The sequence below is a fragment of the Microbulbifer salipaludis genome, from assembly GCF_017303155.1.
In the GTDB taxonomy this organism is placed as follows: Bacteria; Pseudomonadota; Gammaproteobacteria; order Pseudomonadales; family Cellvibrionaceae; genus Microbulbifer; species Microbulbifer salipaludis.
Genome location: NZ_JAEKJR010000002.1, coordinates 843,752 through 861,954, shown reverse-complemented (window position 1 = coordinate 861,954; position 18,203 = coordinate 843,752). Strand labels below are relative to the sequence as shown.

At 58.8% G+C, this 18,203-nt stretch carries 18 protein-coding genes; 4 read left to right on the top strand and 14 right to left on the bottom strand.

Translation table 11 applies throughout. The annotated features are described in order from the left end of the window. Positions 1-55 precede the first annotated feature (55 nt). From JF535_RS09260 to leuC, 5 genes are all read right to left on the bottom strand, one after another. Positions 56-1,060 carry an Asd/ArgC dimerization domain-containing protein gene (locus JF535_RS09260; protein WP_207001435.1) on the bottom strand — a complete coding sequence of 335 codons (1,005 nt, stop codon included), beginning with the start codon at positions 1,058-1,060 and terminating at the stop codon, positions 56-58. 151 nt (positions 1,061-1,211) lie between these two features. Continuing rightward, positions 1,212-2,327, bottom strand: a complete 1,116-nt coding sequence (gene asd / locus JF535_RS09255; protein ID WP_207001433.1) for an aspartate-semialdehyde dehydrogenase — start codon at positions 2,325-2,327, stop codon at positions 1,212-1,214. A gap of 100 nt (positions 2,328-2,427) precedes the next feature. Next, complete coding sequence (leuB, locus tag JF535_RS09250; RefSeq protein WP_207001432.1) at positions 2,428-3,501, bottom strand: 3-isopropylmalate dehydrogenase; 1,074 nt, start codon at positions 3,499-3,501, stop codon at positions 2,428-2,430. A gap of 110 nt (positions 3,502-3,611) precedes the next feature. After that, on the bottom strand, positions 3,612-4,259 hold the full coding sequence (gene leuD / locus JF535_RS09245) for a 3-isopropylmalate dehydratase small subunit (protein WP_207001430.1): 648 nt from the start codon (positions 4,257-4,259) through the stop codon (positions 3,612-3,614). Beyond that, a complete protein-coding gene (leuC, locus tag JF535_RS09240) occupies positions 4,259-5,707 on the bottom strand; it encodes a 3-isopropylmalate dehydratase large subunit (protein ID WP_207001428.1) in 1,449 nt (482 codons plus the stop codon). The genes leuD and leuC overlap by 1 nt, the downstream gene beginning before the upstream one ends. 114 nt (positions 5,708-5,821) lie before the next feature. Here leuC and JF535_RS09235 point away from each other — a divergent pair, with 114 nt between their 5' ends. Continuing rightward, complete coding sequence (locus JF535_RS09235; protein WP_066965627.1) at positions 5,822-6,700, top strand: LysR family transcriptional regulator; 879 nt, start codon at positions 5,822-5,824, stop codon at positions 6,698-6,700. Between the two features lie 146 nt (positions 6,701-6,846). Beyond that, positions 6,847-7,584 carry a TIGR04219 family outer membrane beta-barrel protein gene (locus JF535_RS09230; RefSeq protein WP_207001425.1) on the top strand — a complete coding sequence of 246 codons (738 nt, stop codon included), beginning with the start codon at positions 6,847-6,849 and terminating at the stop codon, positions 7,582-7,584. Positions 7,585-7,687: 103 nt separating this feature from the next. Here the strand turns inward: JF535_RS09230 and aroC are convergent, their stop codons facing one another. After that, positions 7,688-8,788 (bottom strand): chorismate synthase, encoded by a 1,101-nt coding sequence (gene aroC, locus JF535_RS09225; protein ID WP_066965633.1) that lies wholly within the window; start codon positions 8,786-8,788, stop codon positions 7,688-7,690. Between the two features lie 61 nt (positions 8,789-8,849). Then, positions 8,850-9,782, bottom strand: coding sequence for a 50S ribosomal protein L3 N(5)-glutamine methyltransferase (prmB, locus tag JF535_RS09220; RefSeq protein WP_207001423.1), 933 nt, complete (start codon positions 9,780-9,782; stop codon positions 8,850-8,852). 155 nt (positions 9,783-9,937) lie between these two features. Between prmB and folE the strand changes: the two genes are divergently transcribed. Together folE and JF535_RS09210 are read left to right on the top strand one after the other, a co-directional pair. Next, positions 9,938-10,477 carry a GTP cyclohydrolase I FolE gene (folE, locus tag JF535_RS09215; protein WP_207001421.1) on the top strand — a complete coding sequence of 180 codons (540 nt, stop codon included), beginning with the start codon at positions 9,938-9,940 and terminating at the stop codon, positions 10,475-10,477. 40 nt (positions 10,478-10,517) lie between these two features. Then, positions 10,518-10,874 carry a 5-carboxymethyl-2-hydroxymuconate Delta-isomerase gene (locus JF535_RS09210; RefSeq protein ID WP_207001419.1) on the top strand — a complete coding sequence of 119 codons (357 nt, stop codon included), beginning with the start codon at positions 10,518-10,520 and terminating at the stop codon, positions 10,872-10,874. Here the strand turns inward: JF535_RS09210 and JF535_RS09205 are convergent. The 7 genes from JF535_RS09205 to JF535_RS09175 all read right to left on the bottom strand — a co-directional run bounded on the left by JF535_RS09205 (position 10,871) and on the right by JF535_RS09175 (position 17,914). Continuing rightward, positions 10,871-11,755 (bottom strand): alpha/beta fold hydrolase, encoded by an 885-nt coding sequence (locus tag JF535_RS09205; RefSeq protein WP_207001417.1) that lies wholly within the window; start codon positions 11,753-11,755, stop codon positions 10,871-10,873. The two genes, JF535_RS09210 and JF535_RS09205, sit on opposite strands and share 4 nt — an antisense overlap. Before the next feature lie 155 nt (positions 11,756-11,910). Further along, a complete protein-coding gene (gene sixA, locus JF535_RS09200; protein WP_207001415.1) occupies positions 11,911-12,369 on the bottom strand; it encodes a phosphohistidine phosphatase SixA in 459 nt (152 codons plus the stop codon). A gap of 46 nt (positions 12,370-12,415) precedes the next feature. Beyond that, positions 12,416-12,979, bottom strand: a complete 564-nt coding sequence (locus tag JF535_RS09195; RefSeq protein WP_207001413.1) for a DUF4389 domain-containing protein — start codon at positions 12,977-12,979, stop codon at positions 12,416-12,418. 69 nt (positions 12,980-13,048) lie between these two features. Further along, positions 13,049-13,327 carry a DUF4389 domain-containing protein gene (locus JF535_RS09190; RefSeq protein ID WP_066965648.1) on the bottom strand — a complete coding sequence of 93 codons (279 nt, stop codon included), beginning with the start codon at positions 13,325-13,327 and terminating at the stop codon, positions 13,049-13,051. A gap of 8 nt (positions 13,328-13,335) precedes the next feature. Beyond that, the gene (locus tag JF535_RS09185) at positions 13,336-14,394 is read right to left on the bottom strand and encodes an NAD(P)H-dependent glycerol-3-phosphate dehydrogenase (RefSeq protein WP_207001411.1); all 1,059 of its coding nucleotides are present in this window, start codon (positions 14,392-14,394) and stop codon (positions 13,336-13,338) included. 270 nt (positions 14,395-14,664) lie between these two features. Beyond that, positions 14,665-16,581 (bottom strand): molecular chaperone HtpG, encoded by a 1,917-nt coding sequence (gene htpG, locus JF535_RS09180; RefSeq protein ID WP_207001409.1) that lies wholly within the window; start codon positions 16,579-16,581, stop codon positions 14,665-14,667. A 133-nt stretch (positions 16,582-16,714) separates the two neighbouring features. Then, entirely contained in the window at positions 16,715-17,914 is a 1,200-nt protein-coding gene (locus tag JF535_RS09175; protein ID WP_242523776.1) for a serine hydrolase domain-containing protein, read from the bottom strand. Between the last annotated feature and the right edge of the window lie 289 nt (positions 17,915-18,203).

The following is an 18,203-nucleotide window of genomic DNA, read 5'->3' as shown; positions in this document are numbered from 1 at the left end:
CCGCACCGGGCGAAGTTAAGAAGAAACCTTCAGAAAGGCCGCTAAGTATTAAATATCAATGGGTTTTTAGCAACAAGTGGACAATCTGTACACAGTTAATTGCCACATCTTTGCGCAAATTGTCGGATGCCGCACAAAAAATAACCTGCCGCGGACTAACCAGGCCTGTGCGTAGCCTTCCCAGCAGCGTATTTTCGCTGCCAACGGCATCCTGTGCCGAGGGGCGCTCACACATCTCGAGCCGCGCACCATTACTCAGTAGGCCACGCACCGTATCCAGCGGCTGCTCAGTGTTCAGTTGCACACTCAGGTTCGCCAGCTGGCCATGAAAAACGGAGGCGGTGTTGATGGTCGCATCCAGTGCAACCCCCTCCCCCAGTAGCCGGCGCAGCTCCAGTACGAGTGCCAGCTCACTGAAACTGTGGCCACTTTCCAGCAGTGCCTCGGCGGAGCTCAGGTGATTGAACGCGAGGCGCTGGCCCGTACCCTCATCCACATCCGGTTCCTGCCCGTTGAACAGGCGCGCCGTCTGCGCGGCCGCCGCGTCCACACTCGCCTTGCCCAGCGCAGATACCGGCTGATTCAGTACCACTTCCACCGACTGCAGCTGGGACTTCAGCGGATACAGGGCTTCCGCGATCATGGCCGCTCCGGCACCGGGCACGGCGATCACTTTGCGATCGCTCTCGTCACTCTGATTGAGTTCCGCGCTGTTCAGCAGCGGGTGGATCAACGCCACACTTTCGTCGCCACGGGTAATACCCGCCGCATCCACCACCCAGGCACCCGCCTGCTCAGCCTGAGCCAGAGCGGCCGTTGCCAGCTCACCGCCGGTCAATAGCAGCACCACCTGATCCGGGGTAAACACAAAATCCTTCAGTGGAGTCACCGCCACGCTGCGGTTGGCGAACACTTGCGGGTCTACGTCCGCCTCGTCCTCGATCACCAGTTTGAGCTGGCCCGGGGTCACGGTCTTGCGGTCTTCCAGGATCTCCAGCAGCGCATCAAACGGCGCACTGCCAACACCAACGATCACCAGTTCCCGGGTGGATTCAGTCATACTTGGGCTCTTTTGTATTTGCGAGGGATTTCGGCTGCTTTTCAGCCAGGTCGGCCACTAAAGCGGCAACCTGAAATTGCGGGGGATTATACTCACGGAGAGTCGAGGGGGAAGCCGCCCCGGAACCGGAGCGGCGAAATGTGCGAAAAACTTACAGTTTTCCGAGCAGGATCAGCAGTACACGGCGCAGCGGCTCGGCAGCACCCCACAGCAGCTGGTCACCGACGGTGAAGGCATTAAGGTATTCACCACCCATGCTCAGCTTGCGCAGACGGCCAACCGGGATATCCAGCTTGCCGGTAACCGCGGTCGGGGTCAGCTCTTTCAGCGTCACTTCACGGTCGTTGGGCACCACTTTTACCCAGTCGTTGGCAGAACCGATGATCTTCTCGATCTCCGCCAGCGGCAGGTCTTTCTTCAGCTTCACGGTAAACGCCTGGCTGTGGCAACGCATGGCACCGATACGCACGCAGGTGCCGTCGACCGGTACGGCGCTGTCGGTGGCCAGGATCTTGTTGGCTTCCACCTGGGCTTTCCATTCCTCGCGGCTCTGACCGGTTTCCAGCTGGGTGTCGATCCACGGCAACAGGCTGCCCGCCAGCGGCGCGCCGAATTCGCTGGTGGGGAAGTCACCACTGCGCATGTTCTCTGCCACCTTGCGGTCGATTCCCAGGATGGCGCTGGACGGGTCCGCCAGTTCATCGGCCACGCCATCGCGGATGCTGCCCATCTGAGAGATCAGCTCGCGCATGTTTTTGGCACCTGCACCACTGGCCGCCTGATAGGTCTGAGCAGTCACCCACTCCACCAGACCTTCCTTGAACAGACCACCGAGGCCCATCAACATCAGGCTCACTGTGCAGTTACCGCCGATGTAGTTCTTCACGCCGGAATCGATACCGCGGTCGATGACATCGCGGTTTACCGGGTCCAGTACAATGATGGCGTCGTCGTCCATGCGCAGGCTGGAGGCAGCATCGATCCAGTAGCCGTCCCACCCTTTCTCGCGCAGCTTGCCGAACACATCCTTGGTGTAGTCGCCGCCCTGACAGCTGACAATGGCGTCCAGCTCGGCCAGTGCGTCCAGGTCGTAGGCGTCTTTTAACGGCGCCACTTCCTTACCAATTTCCGGCGCTTTTCCGCCAGCGTTGGAGGTGGAGAAAAATACTGGCTCCGCGATGTGCGCGAAGTCGTTTTCTTCCAGCATGCGGCCCATAAGAACGGAGCCGACCATACCGCGCCAGCCTACGAATCCTACCTTGTTCATTTCAATATCCTGTCGATTCTGAGAGTTTCGGGAGCCCGGCCATATAACGCCAAAGCGTTAAAGACAGGCCGGGCAATCGGCTGAAGGGGGCGTGTTCCTATCAGAAAGCGGCCACCACTGCTGCGCCCATTTCCGCGGTAGAAACTTTCTTGCAACCATCTGTATAGATGTCCGCGGTGCGCAGTCCCTGATCCAGCACCTTGCTCACCGCCGCCTCGATCGCGTCTGCCGCTTCACCCATATCCAGGGAATAGCGCAGCATCATGGCCGCGGAAAGAATGGTCGCCAGCGGGTTGGCGATACCCTGCCCGGCAATATCCGGCGCACTGCCGTGACAGGGCTCGTACAGGCCGAAGCCGGTTTCATTCATGGACGCGGACGGCAGCATACCGATGGAACCGGTGAGCATGGCAGCGGCGTCCGACAGGATGTCGCCGAACATGTTGCCGGTCACCATCACATCAAACTGCTTCGGGGCACGCACCAGCTGCATGGCCGCGTTGTCCACGTACATATGCGAGAGCTCTACATCGGGATACTCCGGCGCCAGACGATCCATTACCTCGCGCCACAATACGGTCACTTCCAGCACGTTGGCCTTGTCGACGGAACACAGTTTGCCACCACGCTTTTGTGCCGCTTCAAAAGCGGTGCGGCCGATGCGCTCGATTTCGGACTCGGTGTACACGTAGGTGTTGTAGCCCTGCTTCTCACCGCTTTCCAGGGTCTTGATGCCGCGGGGCTCACCAAAGTAGATACCACCGGTGAGTTCGCGCACGATCAGAATATCCAGGCCGGAAACCACTTCCGGTTTCAGGGAGGAGGCACCGGCCAGCTGCGGATACAGGATGGCCGGGCGCAGATTGGCGTAGAGACCGAGACCGCTGCGAATTTTCAGCAGGCCTTTTTCCGGGCGGATGGCGCGATCCAGGGTGTCCCACTTGGGGCCACCAACCGCACCCAGCAGTACGGCATCGCAGTCACCGGCATTTTTCAGTTCGGCATCGGTCAGTGGTTCACCGTGGGCGTCGATTGACGCACCACCGATCAGACCTTCGGTAAATTCCAGGTTCAGACCAAATTTTTCGTCGACGGTTTTCAGTACCGCTACCGCCTGCTCGATAATTTCCGGGCCAATACCGTCGCCCGGGAGGATCATGATTTTTTTGCTCATTGGGGCAATCCTTTACGGTTGTCTCTTGGTGGATGCGCTGCGCTTATCCACCCTACACCAAACAAATCTTTACCGTAGGGCGGATAAGCACAGCGCATCCGCCATTCTTGTTACTTCACGGCATCAAACAGCCAGGGCGCCTGCTCGCGACGCTTGGCTTCATACGCACGGATGTCGTCGGCGTCTTCCAGGGTCAGGCCGATATCGTCGAGGCCATTCAGCAGGCAGTGCTTGCGGAATGCGTCCACTTCGAAGGCATGGGTTTCACCACTGGGCTTGATCACCACCTGCTCTTCCAGGTCGACGACCAGCTCGTAGCCCTCTTCCGCATACATTTCCTGGAACAACTGCTCGACAATTTCTTCTTCCAGAACGATCGGCAACAGACCATTCTTGAAGCAGTTATTGAAGAAAATATCCGCAAAACTCGGCGCGATAATCACACGGAAACCGTGGTCATCCAGCGCCCAGGGCGCGTGCTCACGGCTGGAGCCGCAGCCAAAATTTTTGCGTGCTAACAATACGGAAGCACCCTGGTAACGCGGGTGGTTCAGCGGGAATTCCGGATTCACCGGGCGCTGGCTGTGATCCTGCCCCGGCTGCCCTTCATCCAGATAGCGCAACTCGTCAAACAGGTTCGGGCCGAAGCCGGTACGCTTGATCGACTTCAAGAACTGCTTCGGGATAATCAAATCCGTATCGACATTGGCGCGATCCATCGGTGCGGCCACGCCCTTGTGTTGGGTAAACGCTCTCATTACACCGCCTCCTTCTGCATTTCACGCACATCTACAAAGTGACCGGCGATGGCCGCTGCCGCGGCCATACTGGGGCTCACCAGGTGCGTGCGACCACCGTAACCCTGGCGACCTTCAAAGTTGCGGTTGGAAGTGGATGCGCAATGCTCACCCGCGCCCAGCTTGTCCGCATTCATCGCCAGACACATGGAGCAGGATGGCTCGCGCCATTCGAAACCGGCTTCAATAAATACTTTGTGCAGGCCTTCTTTTTCCGCCTGTGTCTTCACAGACTGGGAGCCCGGCACCACCAGCACCTGCTTGACGCTGTCGGCTTTTTTGTGGCCTTTGGCGACCGCCGCTGCCGCGCGCAGGTCTTCAATACGGGAGTTGGTGCAGGAACCGATAAACACCCGATCGAGGTGAATGTCGGTAATTTTCTGGCCGGCATTGAGCCCCATGTACTCCAACGCACGCTCGATACCCGCCTTCCTGGTGGCATCGCTTTCCGCCGCCGGGTCCGGCACCACAGCACTTACCGGTACAACCATTTCCGGAGACGTTCCCCAGCTCACCTGCGGTTCGATCTCTTCACCCTGCAGCACAACCACTTCATCAAAGTGCGCACCGTCGTCGGAATGCAGGTGACTCCAGGCTTCTACGGCCCTCTCCCACATCTCACCCTTGGGCGCGTAAGGCTTGCCCTTCACGTAGTCCAGGGTGATCTGGTCCACCGCCACCATGCCTGCGCGGGCGCCAGCTTCGATGGCCATGTTGCAGATGGTCATACGGCCTTCCATGGAAAGGTTGCGAATCACCTCGCCACCAAACTCGATGGCATAGCCGGTGCCGCCGGCGGTGCCGATCTTGCCGATAATCGCCAACACCACATCTTTCGCGGTCACGCCCGGGCCGAGTTCGCCGTCCACGCGCACCAGCATGTTCTTCATCTTTTTCTGAATCAGACACTGGGTGGCCATCACATGCTCCACCTCGGAGGTGCCGATACCGTGCGCCAGGGCACCCAAGGCGCCGTGGGTCGAGGTATGGGAGTCACCACACACCACGGTCATGCCCGGCAGGGTGGCACCGGTCTCGGGGCCGATGACATGCACGATGCCCTGACCCGGATCGTTGATACCGAATTCAACGATGCCAAAATCCTTACAGTTTTCGTCCAGGGTCTGTACCTGAATACGGGAAACCTCATCGCGGATGCCCGCAATGCCGCCAGCGCGCTCCGCCGCATCGGACGGTACATTGTGATCCGGCGTGGCCACCACGGAATCCGTGCGCCAGGGCTTACGGCCCGCCAGGCGCAGACCTTCAAAGGCCTGAGGAGAAGTCACTTCGTGAATCAGGTGGCGATCGATATAGATCAGTGCGGTGCCGTCGTCGCGGCTTTTGACCAGGTGGTCTTGCCAGAGCTTGTCGTACAGCGTCTGTTTTTTGTTCTGTGGGTGGCCCATAGCCCCATCTCCTCTATGGATAACATGGCGGAGTCTAGGTGGGGCATTGAATAACATCAATTTATATTTATTATATGGCGCATTCGCTTTTGGAATGCCAAACCGGGAACTTCGATGGAAATACAGTGGCTCAGGGCGTTTCTCGCTATCTCCGAACAGGGCTCCGTTTCCGAAGCCGCAGAACAGCTGCACCTGACCCAGCCTGCGGTCAGTAAACGGCTGGCATCGCTGGAGCAGCAGCTGGGAACGCCGCTGTTTGACCGCATCGGGCGCAAGCTGCAGCTGACCAACGCCGGCCGCGCGCTGCTGCCCCGCGCTCGCCACATTCTCAACGAGGTCAGCGACGCCGAACACGAACTGCGCAGCCTCGGTGAAACCATCGGCGGCAGCCTGCGCATTGCCACCAGTCACCACGTTGGCCTGCACCACCTGCCGCCGGTTCTGCGGGAGTTCAGCAACCTTTATCCGGATGTCGCCCTCGATATTGATTTCGTGGATTCCGAGCAGGCCTATGAAGCGTTGATGGCGGGGGAATACGAACTGGCGGTGGTCACCCTTGCCCTCAAGGACTACCCGAGCCTCAACGCCCAGATCATCTGGCCGGACCCCTGTGTGGTGGTCGCAGCGCCGGACCATCCCCTGGCTCAGATGCCCGAGCTGGACCTGCCCGCGCTGGCCCGATATCCCGCCATTCTGCCCGACCTGAACACCTATACCGGGCGCTTGATCAAGCGGGAGTTCGACGCCCACGGGCTCAAGCTGACCGCCAAGCTGGCCACCAATTTTCTGGAAACCATCAAAATGATGGCCGGTGTTGGCCTCGGTTGGAGCGTGCTGCCCAAGACCCTGATTGACGACAGTCTGGCCGAGTTGCCCATGCCCCAGCTCAGTATCGTGCGCAACCTGGGGATCATCTACCACCGCAATCGCACCCTGAGCAACGCCGCCAATGCGCTGCAACAGCTCCTGTTCAAGGAGGCGCGGGGGCTCTGAGCGGCCCAGAGGGGGCAGCAGCACGGGCTAGAACGCCAATCAGTACGCAAAATTGGGCCCGATCACCCCGAAATCGACACCGATTCAGGGAAATTTCATCAAAACCCTGTAGAATCTGCCGCAGAATTCAACGGGAGAGACTCCAAATGAAAAAAATAACCCTGGCCCTTTGCGCGACCCTGGCCTCCGCCAGCGTCAGCGCTGATACCATCCTCGGCTTCGACGCCACCGCCGGTGTATGGCAGCCCAGCTATACCGGTGCTGTTGGTGTCGACGACTTCAACGTCGATGAGTTTGCCCTCGCCGAAGACAACGTCACCTTTATTCAGGCGGCTCTGGAGCACCCGATCCCGGTTATCCCGAACATCCTGGTTGCACACAGCAAGGTAGAGACCAACGGTGCGGCGATGCTGACCCGCGAAGTCACCTTCGGCGACAAGACCTTTAACGTCGGTTCCGACATCAACGCCGACATGAACCTGACCCACACCGACGCCACGCTCTACTACGAGATTCTGGATAACTGGGTGAACCTGGACCTGGGCCTGACTGCGCGCATGTACAGCGGCGAAATGTCCGTCACCAGCGACCTGCAGTCTGAAGATATCGAACTGACCGGCGTGCTGCCGATGGTGTACGGCGTAGCCCGCTTCGACCTGCCTTTTACCGGCTGGTCCATCATCGCCCAGGGCAACGGCACCAGCTACAACGGCGACAGCCACACCGACCTGACCGCCAAAGTGCGCTGGGACTTCGTACCCGCGCTGGACTTCGCCATTGAGGCGGGTTACCGCGCAATGACCCTGGACGTAAAGGAACTGGATGCGTTCCAGAGCGACCTGGAAATCAAGGGCCCGTATGTGGGTCTGAGCCTGCACCTGTAAGCCACAGGCGGCATGCAAGAAAAAAGGCGGAGCGCTTGTGGCGCTCCGCCTTTTTTGTACCCAACTTTTGTATCTGCAATCTCGTACCCGTCGTTAGACCGGGTCAGCGCGTTTCGCCCGCGGGAATCTTCAGACCAAATTCCACATCCCCATTCTGGCCGCGCTGGCGCAGTACATGGTCGATCAGCACCAGCGCCATCATTGCCTCGGCGATCGGCGTCGCTCGAATACCCACACAGGGGTCGTGACGCCCCTTAGTGATCACTTCGATGGGATTGCCATTGGTATCCAGGCTCTTGCCGGGAATGCGCAGGCTGGAAGTCGGCTTCAGGGCGATGTGCGCAATGATCTCCTGACCACTGGAAATACCCCCGAGAATGCCGCCGGCATTGTTGGACTGGAAACCTTCCACAGTAATCTCATCCCGGTGCTCGGTGCCCTTCTGGGCCACCGAATCGAAACCCGCACCGATCTCCACCCCTTTTACCGCGTTGATGCTCATCAGCCCGTGAGCCAGCTCCGCATCCAGACGATCGAAAATCGGCTCGCCAAGCCCCGCCGGCACACCGCTGGCATGCACTGAAATACGCGCGCCGACGGAGTCGCCCTCTTTAATCAGGGCCTGCATGTAGCTTTCCATTTCCGGCACCTTGTCGGCGTCGGGACAGAAAAACGGGTTCTGGTCTACTTGCGACCAATCCAGTTTTTCCACCTTGATGGGGCCCAATTGTGAAAGGTAGCCACGCACCTCAATGCCAAACTGCTGCTTCAGCCACTTCTTGGCAATAGCACCAGCAGCCACCCGCATAGCAGTCTCACGGGCGGAGGAGCGACCGCCACCACGGTAATCGCGCAGGCCGTATTTGGCCCAGTAGGTGTAGTCGGCGTGGGCCGGGCGAATCTGCTCGGCGATATTGGCGTAGTCTTTGGAGCGCTGATCGGTGTTTTCGATCAGCAAACCGATGGGCGTACCGGTGGTCTTGCCCTCGAACACCCCGGAGAGGATTTTGACTTCATCCGCCTCGCGACGCTGGGTGGTGTAGCGGGAAGTGCCGGGCTTGCGGCGGTCCAGCTCCAGCTGGATTTCCTCGGCGGTAATTTCCAGTCCCGGAGGGCAGCCATCCACAATACAGCCCAACGCGGGACCGTGGCTCTCGCCAAAGGTGGTGACACAGAACAGCTTGCCAAAAGTGTTGCCCGACATACCCGGTATTCCTTACCCATAGTCAATTATTCGTTGAAGGGGGCGCATTATAGAGGAATCTCTAACGCTGCGCTCCGGCTTCAAACATTTCACGACAGGCCAGCAGGTCCTCCCGGGTGAGTACAAACACCCCGTGGCCGCCATCTTCCAGTTCCGGCCAGAAAAACGGAACCCGCGGATACGCCGCTTCCAGCGCTTCCCAACTGTTCCCCACCTCACACACCAGGATACCTTCCGGTTGCAGATAGTCCGGTGCCTCCAGTAACAGACGGCGGGTAAAGTCCAGGCCATCGTCGCCGGAGCCCAGCGCCAACCCCGGCTCCGCATGGTACTCCGGCGGCATTTCTGCCAGGTCACGGGCATCAACATAAGGAGGGTTGCTGACGATCAGGTCGTAGCTACAGCCCGGTAACCCGGCAAACAGGTCGGACTGCACCGCACGCACTTCCTCGTTCAGCTGGTGCCGGTTGATATTGATCTGGGCCACTTCAATCGCGTCGGCGGAAATATCGCTGAGGTCCACCCGCGCTTCCGGGAAAGCGTCCGCACAGGCAATGCCAATGCAGCCACTGCCGCAGCAGAGGTCGAGAATGGCGAGAGGCTCCTGCTGCAACCAGGGCTCGAAGCGGGTGCGAATCAGCTCGCCAATCGGGGATCTCGGCACCAGCACGCGCGCATCCACATAAAATGGCAGATCGCAAAACCAGGCTTCATTGGTGAGATACGGTGCCGGCAGGCGCTCGCTGACACGCTTTTCAAGCACGCCCATCACTTCCCGGCGCTCATCCATGGTAAGACGCGCCGAGAGTATCTCGGGCTTGCTGTCCACCGGCAGGTGCAATGTATGAGTGACCAGCAGGACAGCTTCATCCCAGGCATTGTCGGTGCCGTGACCGAACCACAGCCCAGCCTCATTAAAGCGGCTGGCGCCCCAGCGGATGTAGTCCAGCACGGTACACAATTCGTGCAAACTGGACTCCCGTTTCTCTATCATTAGCGATATTCCTCAATTTTTGACGCTTTACTACCGTGTGACAAAGGCTTAGGGTAGCGCACCCTTAGTCCCCACCGGCGTACCGGTGATCGAACGCCCGATTATTTGCGTACTAATGGCAGAACAAACCGCGGGCGAGACGTTGGAAGCATACGATGAAAGAACATTACGCACACATCATTGAAGCCATTGGCGAAGACCTGGATCGCCCGGGGCTGAAAGACACCCCGCAGCGCGCTGCCAAGGCGATGCAATATCTTACCCGCGGCTATCAGCAGACCGTAGAAGAGATCGTGAACGATGCACTCTTCCCGTCGGATTGCAGCGAAATGGTGCTGGTAAAAGATATCGAGCTCTACTCCCTGTGCGAGCATCATATGCTGCCATTTATCGGCAAGGCCCATGTGGCCTATATTCCCGACGGCAAAGTACTGGGGCTATCCAAAGTGGCGCGCATTGTAGACATGTTTGCGCGCCGTTTGCAGATCCAGGAACAATTGACTGTAGAGGTTGCCCAAACCATCCAGCAGGTCACCGGCGCTGCCGGCGTCGGCGTGATTGTGGAAGCAAAACACATGTGCATGATGATGCGCGGCGTGGAAAAACAGAACTCCGTCATGAAAACCTCCGCCATGCTGGGTTCTTTCCGCGACCAGCAGGCCACCCGCAATGAGTTCCTTGCCCTGATTCGCTAACCGCAGACGATGACGTCAGTCATCCAAGGAGAGCCCGGCAATGCCCCATCTGGTCATTGAGTATTCGCAAAAACTGGAAGACAGCCTTTCCATTTCTGCACTGGTCAGCAACGGCCAGCAGGCGATGAGCGATACCGGGCTCTTCTCCCCCAGCGCGATCAAGACACGCGCCCTGCCCTACCGGGATTTTGTACTCGGCAAGAATCATGATGGGTCGAGCAACCTGTTTATCCACGCGGAGGTGCGGATTCTGGAAGGCCGCACCGCACAGCAGAAAGAAGACCTGAGCGCGGCTATTTTCAATTACCTGTGCGAGGCCGCCCCGGAAGTGCCGGAAATTTCCGTGGAAGTGCGGGATATGGAAAAGGCCTGCTACGCCAAACGAATTCCGTTCTAGCGCGGCGGGTTTTCGCCTTTCAGGAAAGGCAGAAACCACGCGGCAATGGCGCCGGCGCTTTCTTCCATATGCAGATGGTGGCCGCCGGGAAATTCCCGCAACACAATATTGGGGTGCTGCTCGGCCAGGGGGCGAATACGCTCGATCATGCCCTGAATCCCATCCTTACCCAGCGCCAGTCGAATCGGCATGATGGCGCGATCCAGAAAAGCCAGCACCTGTGGCTCGTTCAATTTCGCCAGTGAACTGGCCAACAGCTGGGGATCATTGCTCCAGCGATACCCTTCACCACTGCGGCATACGCCGCGCTCCACCAGCCGGCGCGCGGCATCATCACTGAGCTTGAACAGCCCGTTCTTGCGCGCGGCAACCGCCACCTCCAGAGACTCAAAGACCTTCGAGTTGCGCGCCCGATAGCGCGCGCGCTGCTCGATGCCCTTGCGCAGGGTTTCCGGCGCCTCCGCATCGGTGGTCGGTGGTGGCACCAGCCCGTCGATAAGTGCCAAGCGGCACACCCGCTCCGGAAAGGTAGCAGCAGCAATGGTGGCAATCACAGCACCGCGCGAATGCGCAAGCATGGAGAAAGACGCCCAGCCCAGCGCATCCGCCATACCAAGCACATCCTCAATCTCTGTCCACACCGTGTAATTGGCGTCCCGGTGCCGGTGATAGCTCTGCCCGTGGCCGGCAAGGTCCACTGCCACCAGGTTTAGCTCCGCAAGAAACGGCGCCATGGCGTCGAAGCTGGCGCAATTGTCCAGCCAGCCATGCAGGGCCAATACCGGCACACCCTCAGGATTGCCCCACTGGCGTGCGGCAATAAGGTTGCCCTGGATATCGAGGGTAATTTCACGAAAGGCGTCGCGGGGAGATCGGCTCATGGGGGATACGGCGTTGTCAGTCTTGGTCACCGATGCTGACAGCGGCCACCTGCCATCTCAATGGCCACAGGGATCAGAATGGGTGGCCACTCGCTTCGGCACGGGCTGCTGAATCAGCACCGCCAAATCAAAACCGTCGAGCCAGAAACGCTGAATCAGGGCCGGTGTTGCAGCCATTCCAGCTCTGCGCAGCCCGTGGCCCAAACATCGGACCGCACGCACGCTAGGCTGGCAGTGCCCAGCGGGTGTTCATCGCCACTGCCGCACAGACCGTTGACCAGCCGTCCTACCAGCGGCTGGTGGCTGACCAGCATCAATGGAAAAACAGACGGGTCTGCCTGCGCGAGGGCATCCAGTAGCTGGTCAACCGGTGTGTCACCGGTCAGCAGCTCCTGAATTTCTACCGTGAGACCAAAGGTGTCGGCCACAATTTTGGCGGTCTGACGGGTGCGCACAAAAGGGCTGGCCCAGAGGGTTTTTACCTGTGCCAGCTCCGAGGCGCGCTCTTTACACACCGCCGCCACTTCTGCGCGCCCGTCCTCGGTCAGCGCCCGGGTTTCGTCGCTCTTGCTGAAAGGCTCAGCATGGCCGTGACGCATCACAAACAACAGCACTAGGGTCTCCCGTCAAAACAGTACAGCCGGCTTACCGGGGGATTGATCACTTCTTCTCGCCGGAAGGTTTCTCATCATTGTCGGCGCTCTCGACCGTTTCAGCACTTTGCGCATCGGCGCCCAGCTCGATCACCGTCTCGTCTTCCGGCGCATCAGCCTGCTTCTTGGCGGCGGTCGAGGCGCGCTTGCGCGGCTTTTTGGTCTTCGCTTCCGAGGTGGTCGCGGATGCTGTTTCTTCTACTTCGGGCTCGTCGACGGCGGCAGGCGCTTCCTCGCTGATCACTTCACCGTCAATTTCTTCCGCGCTCTCATAAGAGGATAGATCCTCCTCTTCCGATTCGGGCCACTCGGAAAACGGGAATGGCTTTTCTTCCGAGTTGTAGATCAGGAATTGCAGGGTCTGGTAAATATAGGAAGCAATCTGGTCGCCGAGGCGACGCAAATTATCATTGGCACTGCCGCTAAAGATAGCGAACAGGAATTGGGCGATGACCACCGCCAGCATGACAAACCCGGCGATTTCCAAAAGCACGGCAAACAGCACCATGTAAATCAGGCGCAGCCACTGGTTTGAGGAGGTCAGGTTCTGTTTCAGTTCTTCGTTGCTCATTGGGCGATCACCAGTCCGTTGTTGGGCACCATAGATAATAAACGGCCAGCCTGCACCGGCCGGAAGGGATCAGGATTCTGGCCACTCCGCGAACGGAAATGGCTTTTCTTCGCTGTTATAAATCAAAAATTGCAGAATCTGATAAATATAGGAAGCGATCTGGTTACCGAGCTGGCGAAGGTTCTCGTTCGGGCCACCAGAGACAATGGCAAACAGAAACTGCAGCACGATGAGCGCCAGCATCACCACGCCGGTGACTTCCAGCAGCACCACAAACAACACCATAAACAACAGCCGCAGCCAGTGATCGGTGGAGGTAAGATTGTGCTTGAGTTGTTCGTTATTCATGGCACGTCCTAATCTGTCGAGGGCTTGGCCGAATAGGCCACGTCGAAGGTCTGCGCGCCAGACATCAGCTCGCGGATCACCGTGGGTATCGGGGTACCTTCAAATAATATGGCGTGAATTGCAGAAACCAAGGGCATGTAGACGCCCAATTCATCGGCTTTTGCCTTGATCAGACGAACGGTATTCACGCCTTCCGCGACCTGGCCGATTTCCGTCACGGCCTCATCAAGCGGTTTGCCCTTGCCCACCAGATAGCCCACCCGGTAGTTGCGGCTGAGATCGGACGAGCAGGTAAGGATCAGGTCACCGACGCCGGCAAGGCCGATAAACGTCATCGGATCGGCCCCCATGGCCTCGGCAAAGCGCATCATTTCCGCCAGCGCACGGGTAATCAGCAAACTGGTGGTGTTTTGCCCCCGGCCCAGCGCCACCGCCATGCCGGTCACGATCGCATAGATATTTTTCAGCGCCCCCGCCAGCTCAACGCCAAAGACGTCGTTACTGGAGTAGACCCGGAAGGTTTCCGAATGCAGCACCTTCTGGATCGTGCTGCACAGGGGCTCGTCTTCACTGGCAATCACCGTCGCGGTGTAGTGGCCAGCGACGATTTCCTTGGCAAAATTGGGGCCGCTCAGCACCCCCACACGCATACCCTCGGTTTCTTCCCGCAGGATATCGCTCATCAGGTGAAACTGGTCGTGCTCGATGCCTTTGGTCAGCGAGATCAGCATGGTATCGGGCGCCAGCATTGGCGCTGCGCGGTGTACCACCTCACGAAAGGACTTGCTGGGAATAGCCACAAACACAATCTGGCAGCCGCTCACCGCCTGCTCCAGATCCGCGGTAATGTTCAACGCCGGGTGCAAAGCCACCCCCGGCAGGTAGTGCTGATTTTCGCGCAGGGCCATGCACGCCGCAGCGCGCTCCGGGTCGCGCATCCACTGACGGGTATCGTGGCCGTTGCCGGCAACAATATTGGCAATGGCGGTACCAAAGCTGCCGCCGCCGAGAATGGCGATGGAGTGATGGGTTTCAGGGGCGCTCGAAGGTACGTCTTGCTGAGTCATAACACTCTGTAAATTTTGCTGTGCAGCGGGCGATTATACGGAGCCTGGTGGCAAGGCCCAACGCCGCGGCAAGAAATTGCGCATATTTGCCAAGTTAACCCGCAATTGTCGTCTTTTACCGACCAAATCGCGCAAAAAACCGGCAAGAAATAACCAAGAAACACTATAGACCAGACTGGGATCTCCGCGAGCGCGGCACAGAACACAAGAGAGAAAGCCGGGGCTTGCCGACACAGAAAGCGTCGACAAGCCCCACGCAGGATTAGCGGCTCAGGTATTGAGCTCCAGCAGCAGCGCGTTCAGGCGGCGCACATAATCTGCCGGATCCGCCAGCTGATTACCTGCCGCCAGGTTGGCCTGATCCATCAGGATATTGGTGAGGTCGGCAAAGCGGTCCTCGTCCTGCTCCTGATCCAGGCGCTGCACCAGCGGGTGGTTGGGGTTGAGCTCAAAGATCGGCTTGGCGTCGGGCAGGGACTGGCCCGCCTGCTCCAGTATACGGCGCATTTGCAGCCCCATATCGTTGTCGCTGGCCACCAGGCACGCGGGAGAGTCCACCAGGCGCGTGGTCGCGCGCACATCCTCTACACGGGACTCCAGTACTTCTTTTACCCGCTCAACCAGCGCGCCCGCCTCTTTCTCGACTTTCTCGCGCTCGGCCTTGTCGTCTTCGTTCTCGGCATCACCCAGGTCCAGCGCACCCTTGGCCACATCCTGGAACTGCTTGCCATCAAACTCCTGCATATGGCCGACGAACCACTCGTCCACCTGGTCGGTGAGCAGCAACACTTCAATACCCTTCTTGCGGAAGACCTCCAGGTACGGGGAGGACTTGGCGGTAGCGAAGTTGTCTGCGCACACGTAGTAGATGTGCTTCTGGCCCTCTTTCATGCGGCCCACATACGCTTCCAGCGACTGGTCCTGCTTGTCGCTGTCGGTGTGGGTGGTGGAGAAGCGCAGCAACTTGGCAATCTTCTCCTTGTTAGAGAAGTCTTCCGCCGGCCCCTCTTTCATCACCGAGCCAAACAGATCCCAGAACTTCTGGTACTGGTCTGCGTCTTTCTTCGACAGCTTGTCCAGCATATCCAGCACACGCTTGGTCAGCGCGCTCTTGATGGCATCGGTATTCTGGTCTTTCTGCAGAATCTCGCGGGACACGTTCAGCGGCAGGTCGTTGGAATCCAGCACCCCTTTGACGAAACGCAGGTACAGCGGCAGGAACTGCTCAGCGTCGTCCATGATGAAGGTGCGCTGCACATACAGCTTGAGACCACGGGCGGCGTCGCGCTGGTACAGGTCAAACGGCGCACGCGCCGGGATGTACAGCAGGCTGGTGTAATCCAGCTTGCCTTCCACGCGATTGTGGCTCCAGGTCAGTGGGTCATCGAAGTCGTGGGAGATGTGCTTGTAGAATTCCTGGTACTCCTCGGACTTCACCTCGGAGCGCGGGCGGGTCCACAGCGCCTGGGCAGCGTTGACCGCTTCAAATTCCGGCGCTTTCTCTTCTTTACTCTCGTCATCTTCCCCAGCCGGCGCAGCCTGCTTCAGCATTTCCACCGGGATGGCGATGTGATCGGAGTACTTCTTGATGATGGAGCGCAGGCGCCAGTCGTCGGCGAACTCTGTTGCGTCGTCTTTCAGGTGCAGTACCACGCGAGTGCCGCGGTTTGGCCACTCGACGTTCTCGACGGAGTACTCCGCCTCGCCACTGCACTCCCAGTGCACACCCTGGCTGGCATCGGCACCGGCACGACGGGTAAATACGTCTACCTTGTCGGCGACAATAAACGCGGAGTAGAAACCGACCCCGAACTGGCCAATCAGGTGCGCGTCTTTCTTCTGGTCGCCGGTGAGGTTCTGCATAAAGCTGGCGGTGCCGGAACGGGCAATGGTGCCGAGATTCTCGATCACCTCGTCGCGGCTCATGCCGATACCGTTGTCGCTAATGGTGAGCGTACCGGCGTCCTTATCGAACTCGATGCGAATGCGCAGATCCGGGTCTTCGGCCAGTAGTTCCGGCTTGGAGAGGGCTTCAAAACGCAGCTTGTCCGCGGCGTCGGAGGCATTGGAAACCAGCTCGCGCAGGAAAATCTCCTTATTGGAGTACAGCGAGTGGATCATCAGGTGCAGCAGCTGTTTGGCTTCTGTCTGGAAGCCATGGCTCTCTTTATGCGCCTCAACTGTCATGGATCGGTTCTCCCCTATTTAAATCAACATCAGCAGATCAAACTCAGGAGAGGTGATATTGGGCCGCAACCGGCCAATTCAAGCGCTGTTTTTACGGGAAGAGCGCGCGAAGGAGAGAGAGGGAGCGCAGCGGCTACTTTTTCGCCGCTGCGGCGATGGCCTGAACCAGTTTGCCGTGGCCGGTGATATCGGCAATGAAATTGCCGGTCAGGTCCGAAATCACGCGCGACTCGGCATTCATCAGAATGACGATACCGACCTTGCGCTTCTCGGAGTAGGCAATAGCCGCACGGAAACCGGCCACCCAGCCACCGTGGAAGATGACGCGATCATCACCGACAGAATACAGGCGCCAGCCGAGGCCGTAACCGGCGTGATCAATGTAGTCGCGCCAGATCCGGTGACGCAGGTGACGCCGGGTTTCCACCCGCTCGGTGGTGAGGTCTTCAATCACCGCCGGTGACAGCACATCCGGGAAGTAACCCATCTGCGCCTTCAGCCACTGCCCCATATCGCTGATACTGGCGTTTACACCGGCAGCCGGGGCCGCCAGATAGTATTCCTTTTCCACTTTTACCGGGCGCCAGCCGCGACCGGTCTGCACATGCGGCGCCGCGCGGTTGCCGGCCGCCATAAAATTCTCCCACCCGAGGGATGCATCTTGCATTTTCAGGGGGGTGAAGAAACGCTCCTTGAGCTGACGACCATAGGGCACACCGGTAGCCTTATGGATCACGTCTTCAATCAGGCTGAACAGGACGTTCTGATAGCCGTAGCATTTTCCCGGCTTGCAGTGCGGGTCAATGGTGGCAAACATCGGCAGAATCTTGGACAGGGGCCGATTGTCTTCCAGGTAGTTGTCGTAAGCGTTGGGGGTAAGCCCGGAAGAATGGCTCAGCAGGTGCTGTACCTGCAGCTGCATGGACAGTGCCGGGGTTTTGAAGCTCAACTCGGGTACATAGCGCACCACCCGGTCGCCCCAGCTGAATTTCTGCTCATCCTCAAGCACCGCCGCCATACTGGCGGCGAACGTCTTGGAAACGGAAGCCAGCCGGAACACCGTGTGGGTGGTGACTTTTTCACGCTTGCCTTTGACCCGAACACCATAAGTATTCATGGCCACAGTCTGGTCGTGATCGACGATCACATAGGCGGCACCGGGGATGCCGTGCTGCTTCAACAACTGGCGAAAATAGCGGTCGAACTCTTTGGCGCTCGCCTCAACGCTCTTGTTCACGGCCTTGGCGCCGCCCCGAGCAGGCTTTCCCACGCGCGCGGAATCGGCGACCACCGGGATCGCTGCCACCAGCAACCCCAGCATCAAAAGAGGCAAAAGCGCTGCCCGGAGGCCTCGGTTTGTATTCAAAATGCCTTGGTTCACCGTGAAAACACCATGTGCCGTACTGCAGACCACCCCGACAACTGCCGCCCACCGGGAGCGCCGGCTTTGCCGAATACTTGTTGGGGAACCTGTATTAAGACTAGCAGCCCCAGAAAAAATTCATGGCCATCCGACGATTTCATCGAGCCGGCCGACACCATAACACCGTCACCGTGATCACGTTATCGCCGGAAATGCGAGGCTGCGCACAGTGGTCCCCGCGCATTGTAATAAAACCGAT

Coding starts and splice junctions, on each gene's coding strand:
- JF535_RS09260 (WP_207001435.1), bottom strand. CDS start 1,060: ATGACTGAATCCACCCGGGAACTGGTGATCGTTGGTGTTGGCAGTGCG.
- JF535_RS09190 (WP_066965648.1), bottom strand. CDS start 13,327: ATGAATAACGAACAACTCAAGCACAATCTTACCTCCACCGATCACTGG.
- aroC (WP_066965633.1), bottom strand. CDS start 8,788: ATGTCGGGCAACACTTTTGGCAAGCTGTTCTGTGTCACCACCTTTGGC.
- leuC (WP_207001428.1), bottom strand. CDS start 5,707: ATGGGCCACCCACAGAACAAAAAACAGACGCTGTACGACAAGCTCTGG.
- JF535_RS09210 (WP_207001419.1), top strand. CDS start 10,518: ATGCCCCATCTGGTCATTGAGTATTCGCAAAAACTGGAAGACAGCCTT.
- JF535_RS09235 (WP_066965627.1), top strand. CDS start 5,822: ATGGAAATACAGTGGCTCAGGGCGTTTCTCGCTATCTCCGAACAGGGC.
- htpG (WP_207001409.1), bottom strand. CDS start 16,581: ATGACAGTTGAGGCGCATAAAGAGAGCCATGGCTTCCAGACAGAAGCC.
- JF535_RS09185 (WP_207001411.1), bottom strand. CDS start 14,394: ATGACTCAGCAAGACGTACCTTCGAGCGCCCCTGAAACCCATCACTCC.
- leuB (WP_207001432.1), bottom strand. CDS start 3,501: ATGAGCAAAAAAATCATGATCCTCCCGGGCGACGGTATTGGCCCGGAA.
- JF535_RS09205 (WP_207001417.1), bottom strand. CDS start 11,755: ATGAGCCGATCTCCCCGCGACGCCTTTCGTGAAATTACCCTCGATATC.
- prmB (WP_207001423.1), bottom strand. CDS start 9,782: ATGATAGAGAAACGGGAGTCCAGTTTGCACGAATTGTGTACCGTGCTG.
- folE (WP_207001421.1), top strand. CDS start 9,938: ATGAAAGAACATTACGCACACATCATTGAAGCCATTGGCGAAGACCTG.
- asd (WP_207001433.1), bottom strand. CDS start 2,327: ATGAACAAGGTAGGATTCGTAGGCTGGCGCGGTATGGTCGGCTCCGTT.
- leuD (WP_207001430.1), bottom strand. CDS start 4,259: ATGAGAGCGTTTACCCAACACAAGGGCGTGGCCGCACCGATGGATCGC.
- JF535_RS09195 (WP_207001413.1), bottom strand. CDS start 12,979: ATGAGCAACGAAGAACTGAAACAGAACCTGACCTCCTCAAACCAGTGG.
- JF535_RS09230 (WP_207001425.1), top strand. CDS start 6,847: ATGAAAAAAATAACCCTGGCCCTTTGCGCGACCCTGGCCTCCGCCAGC.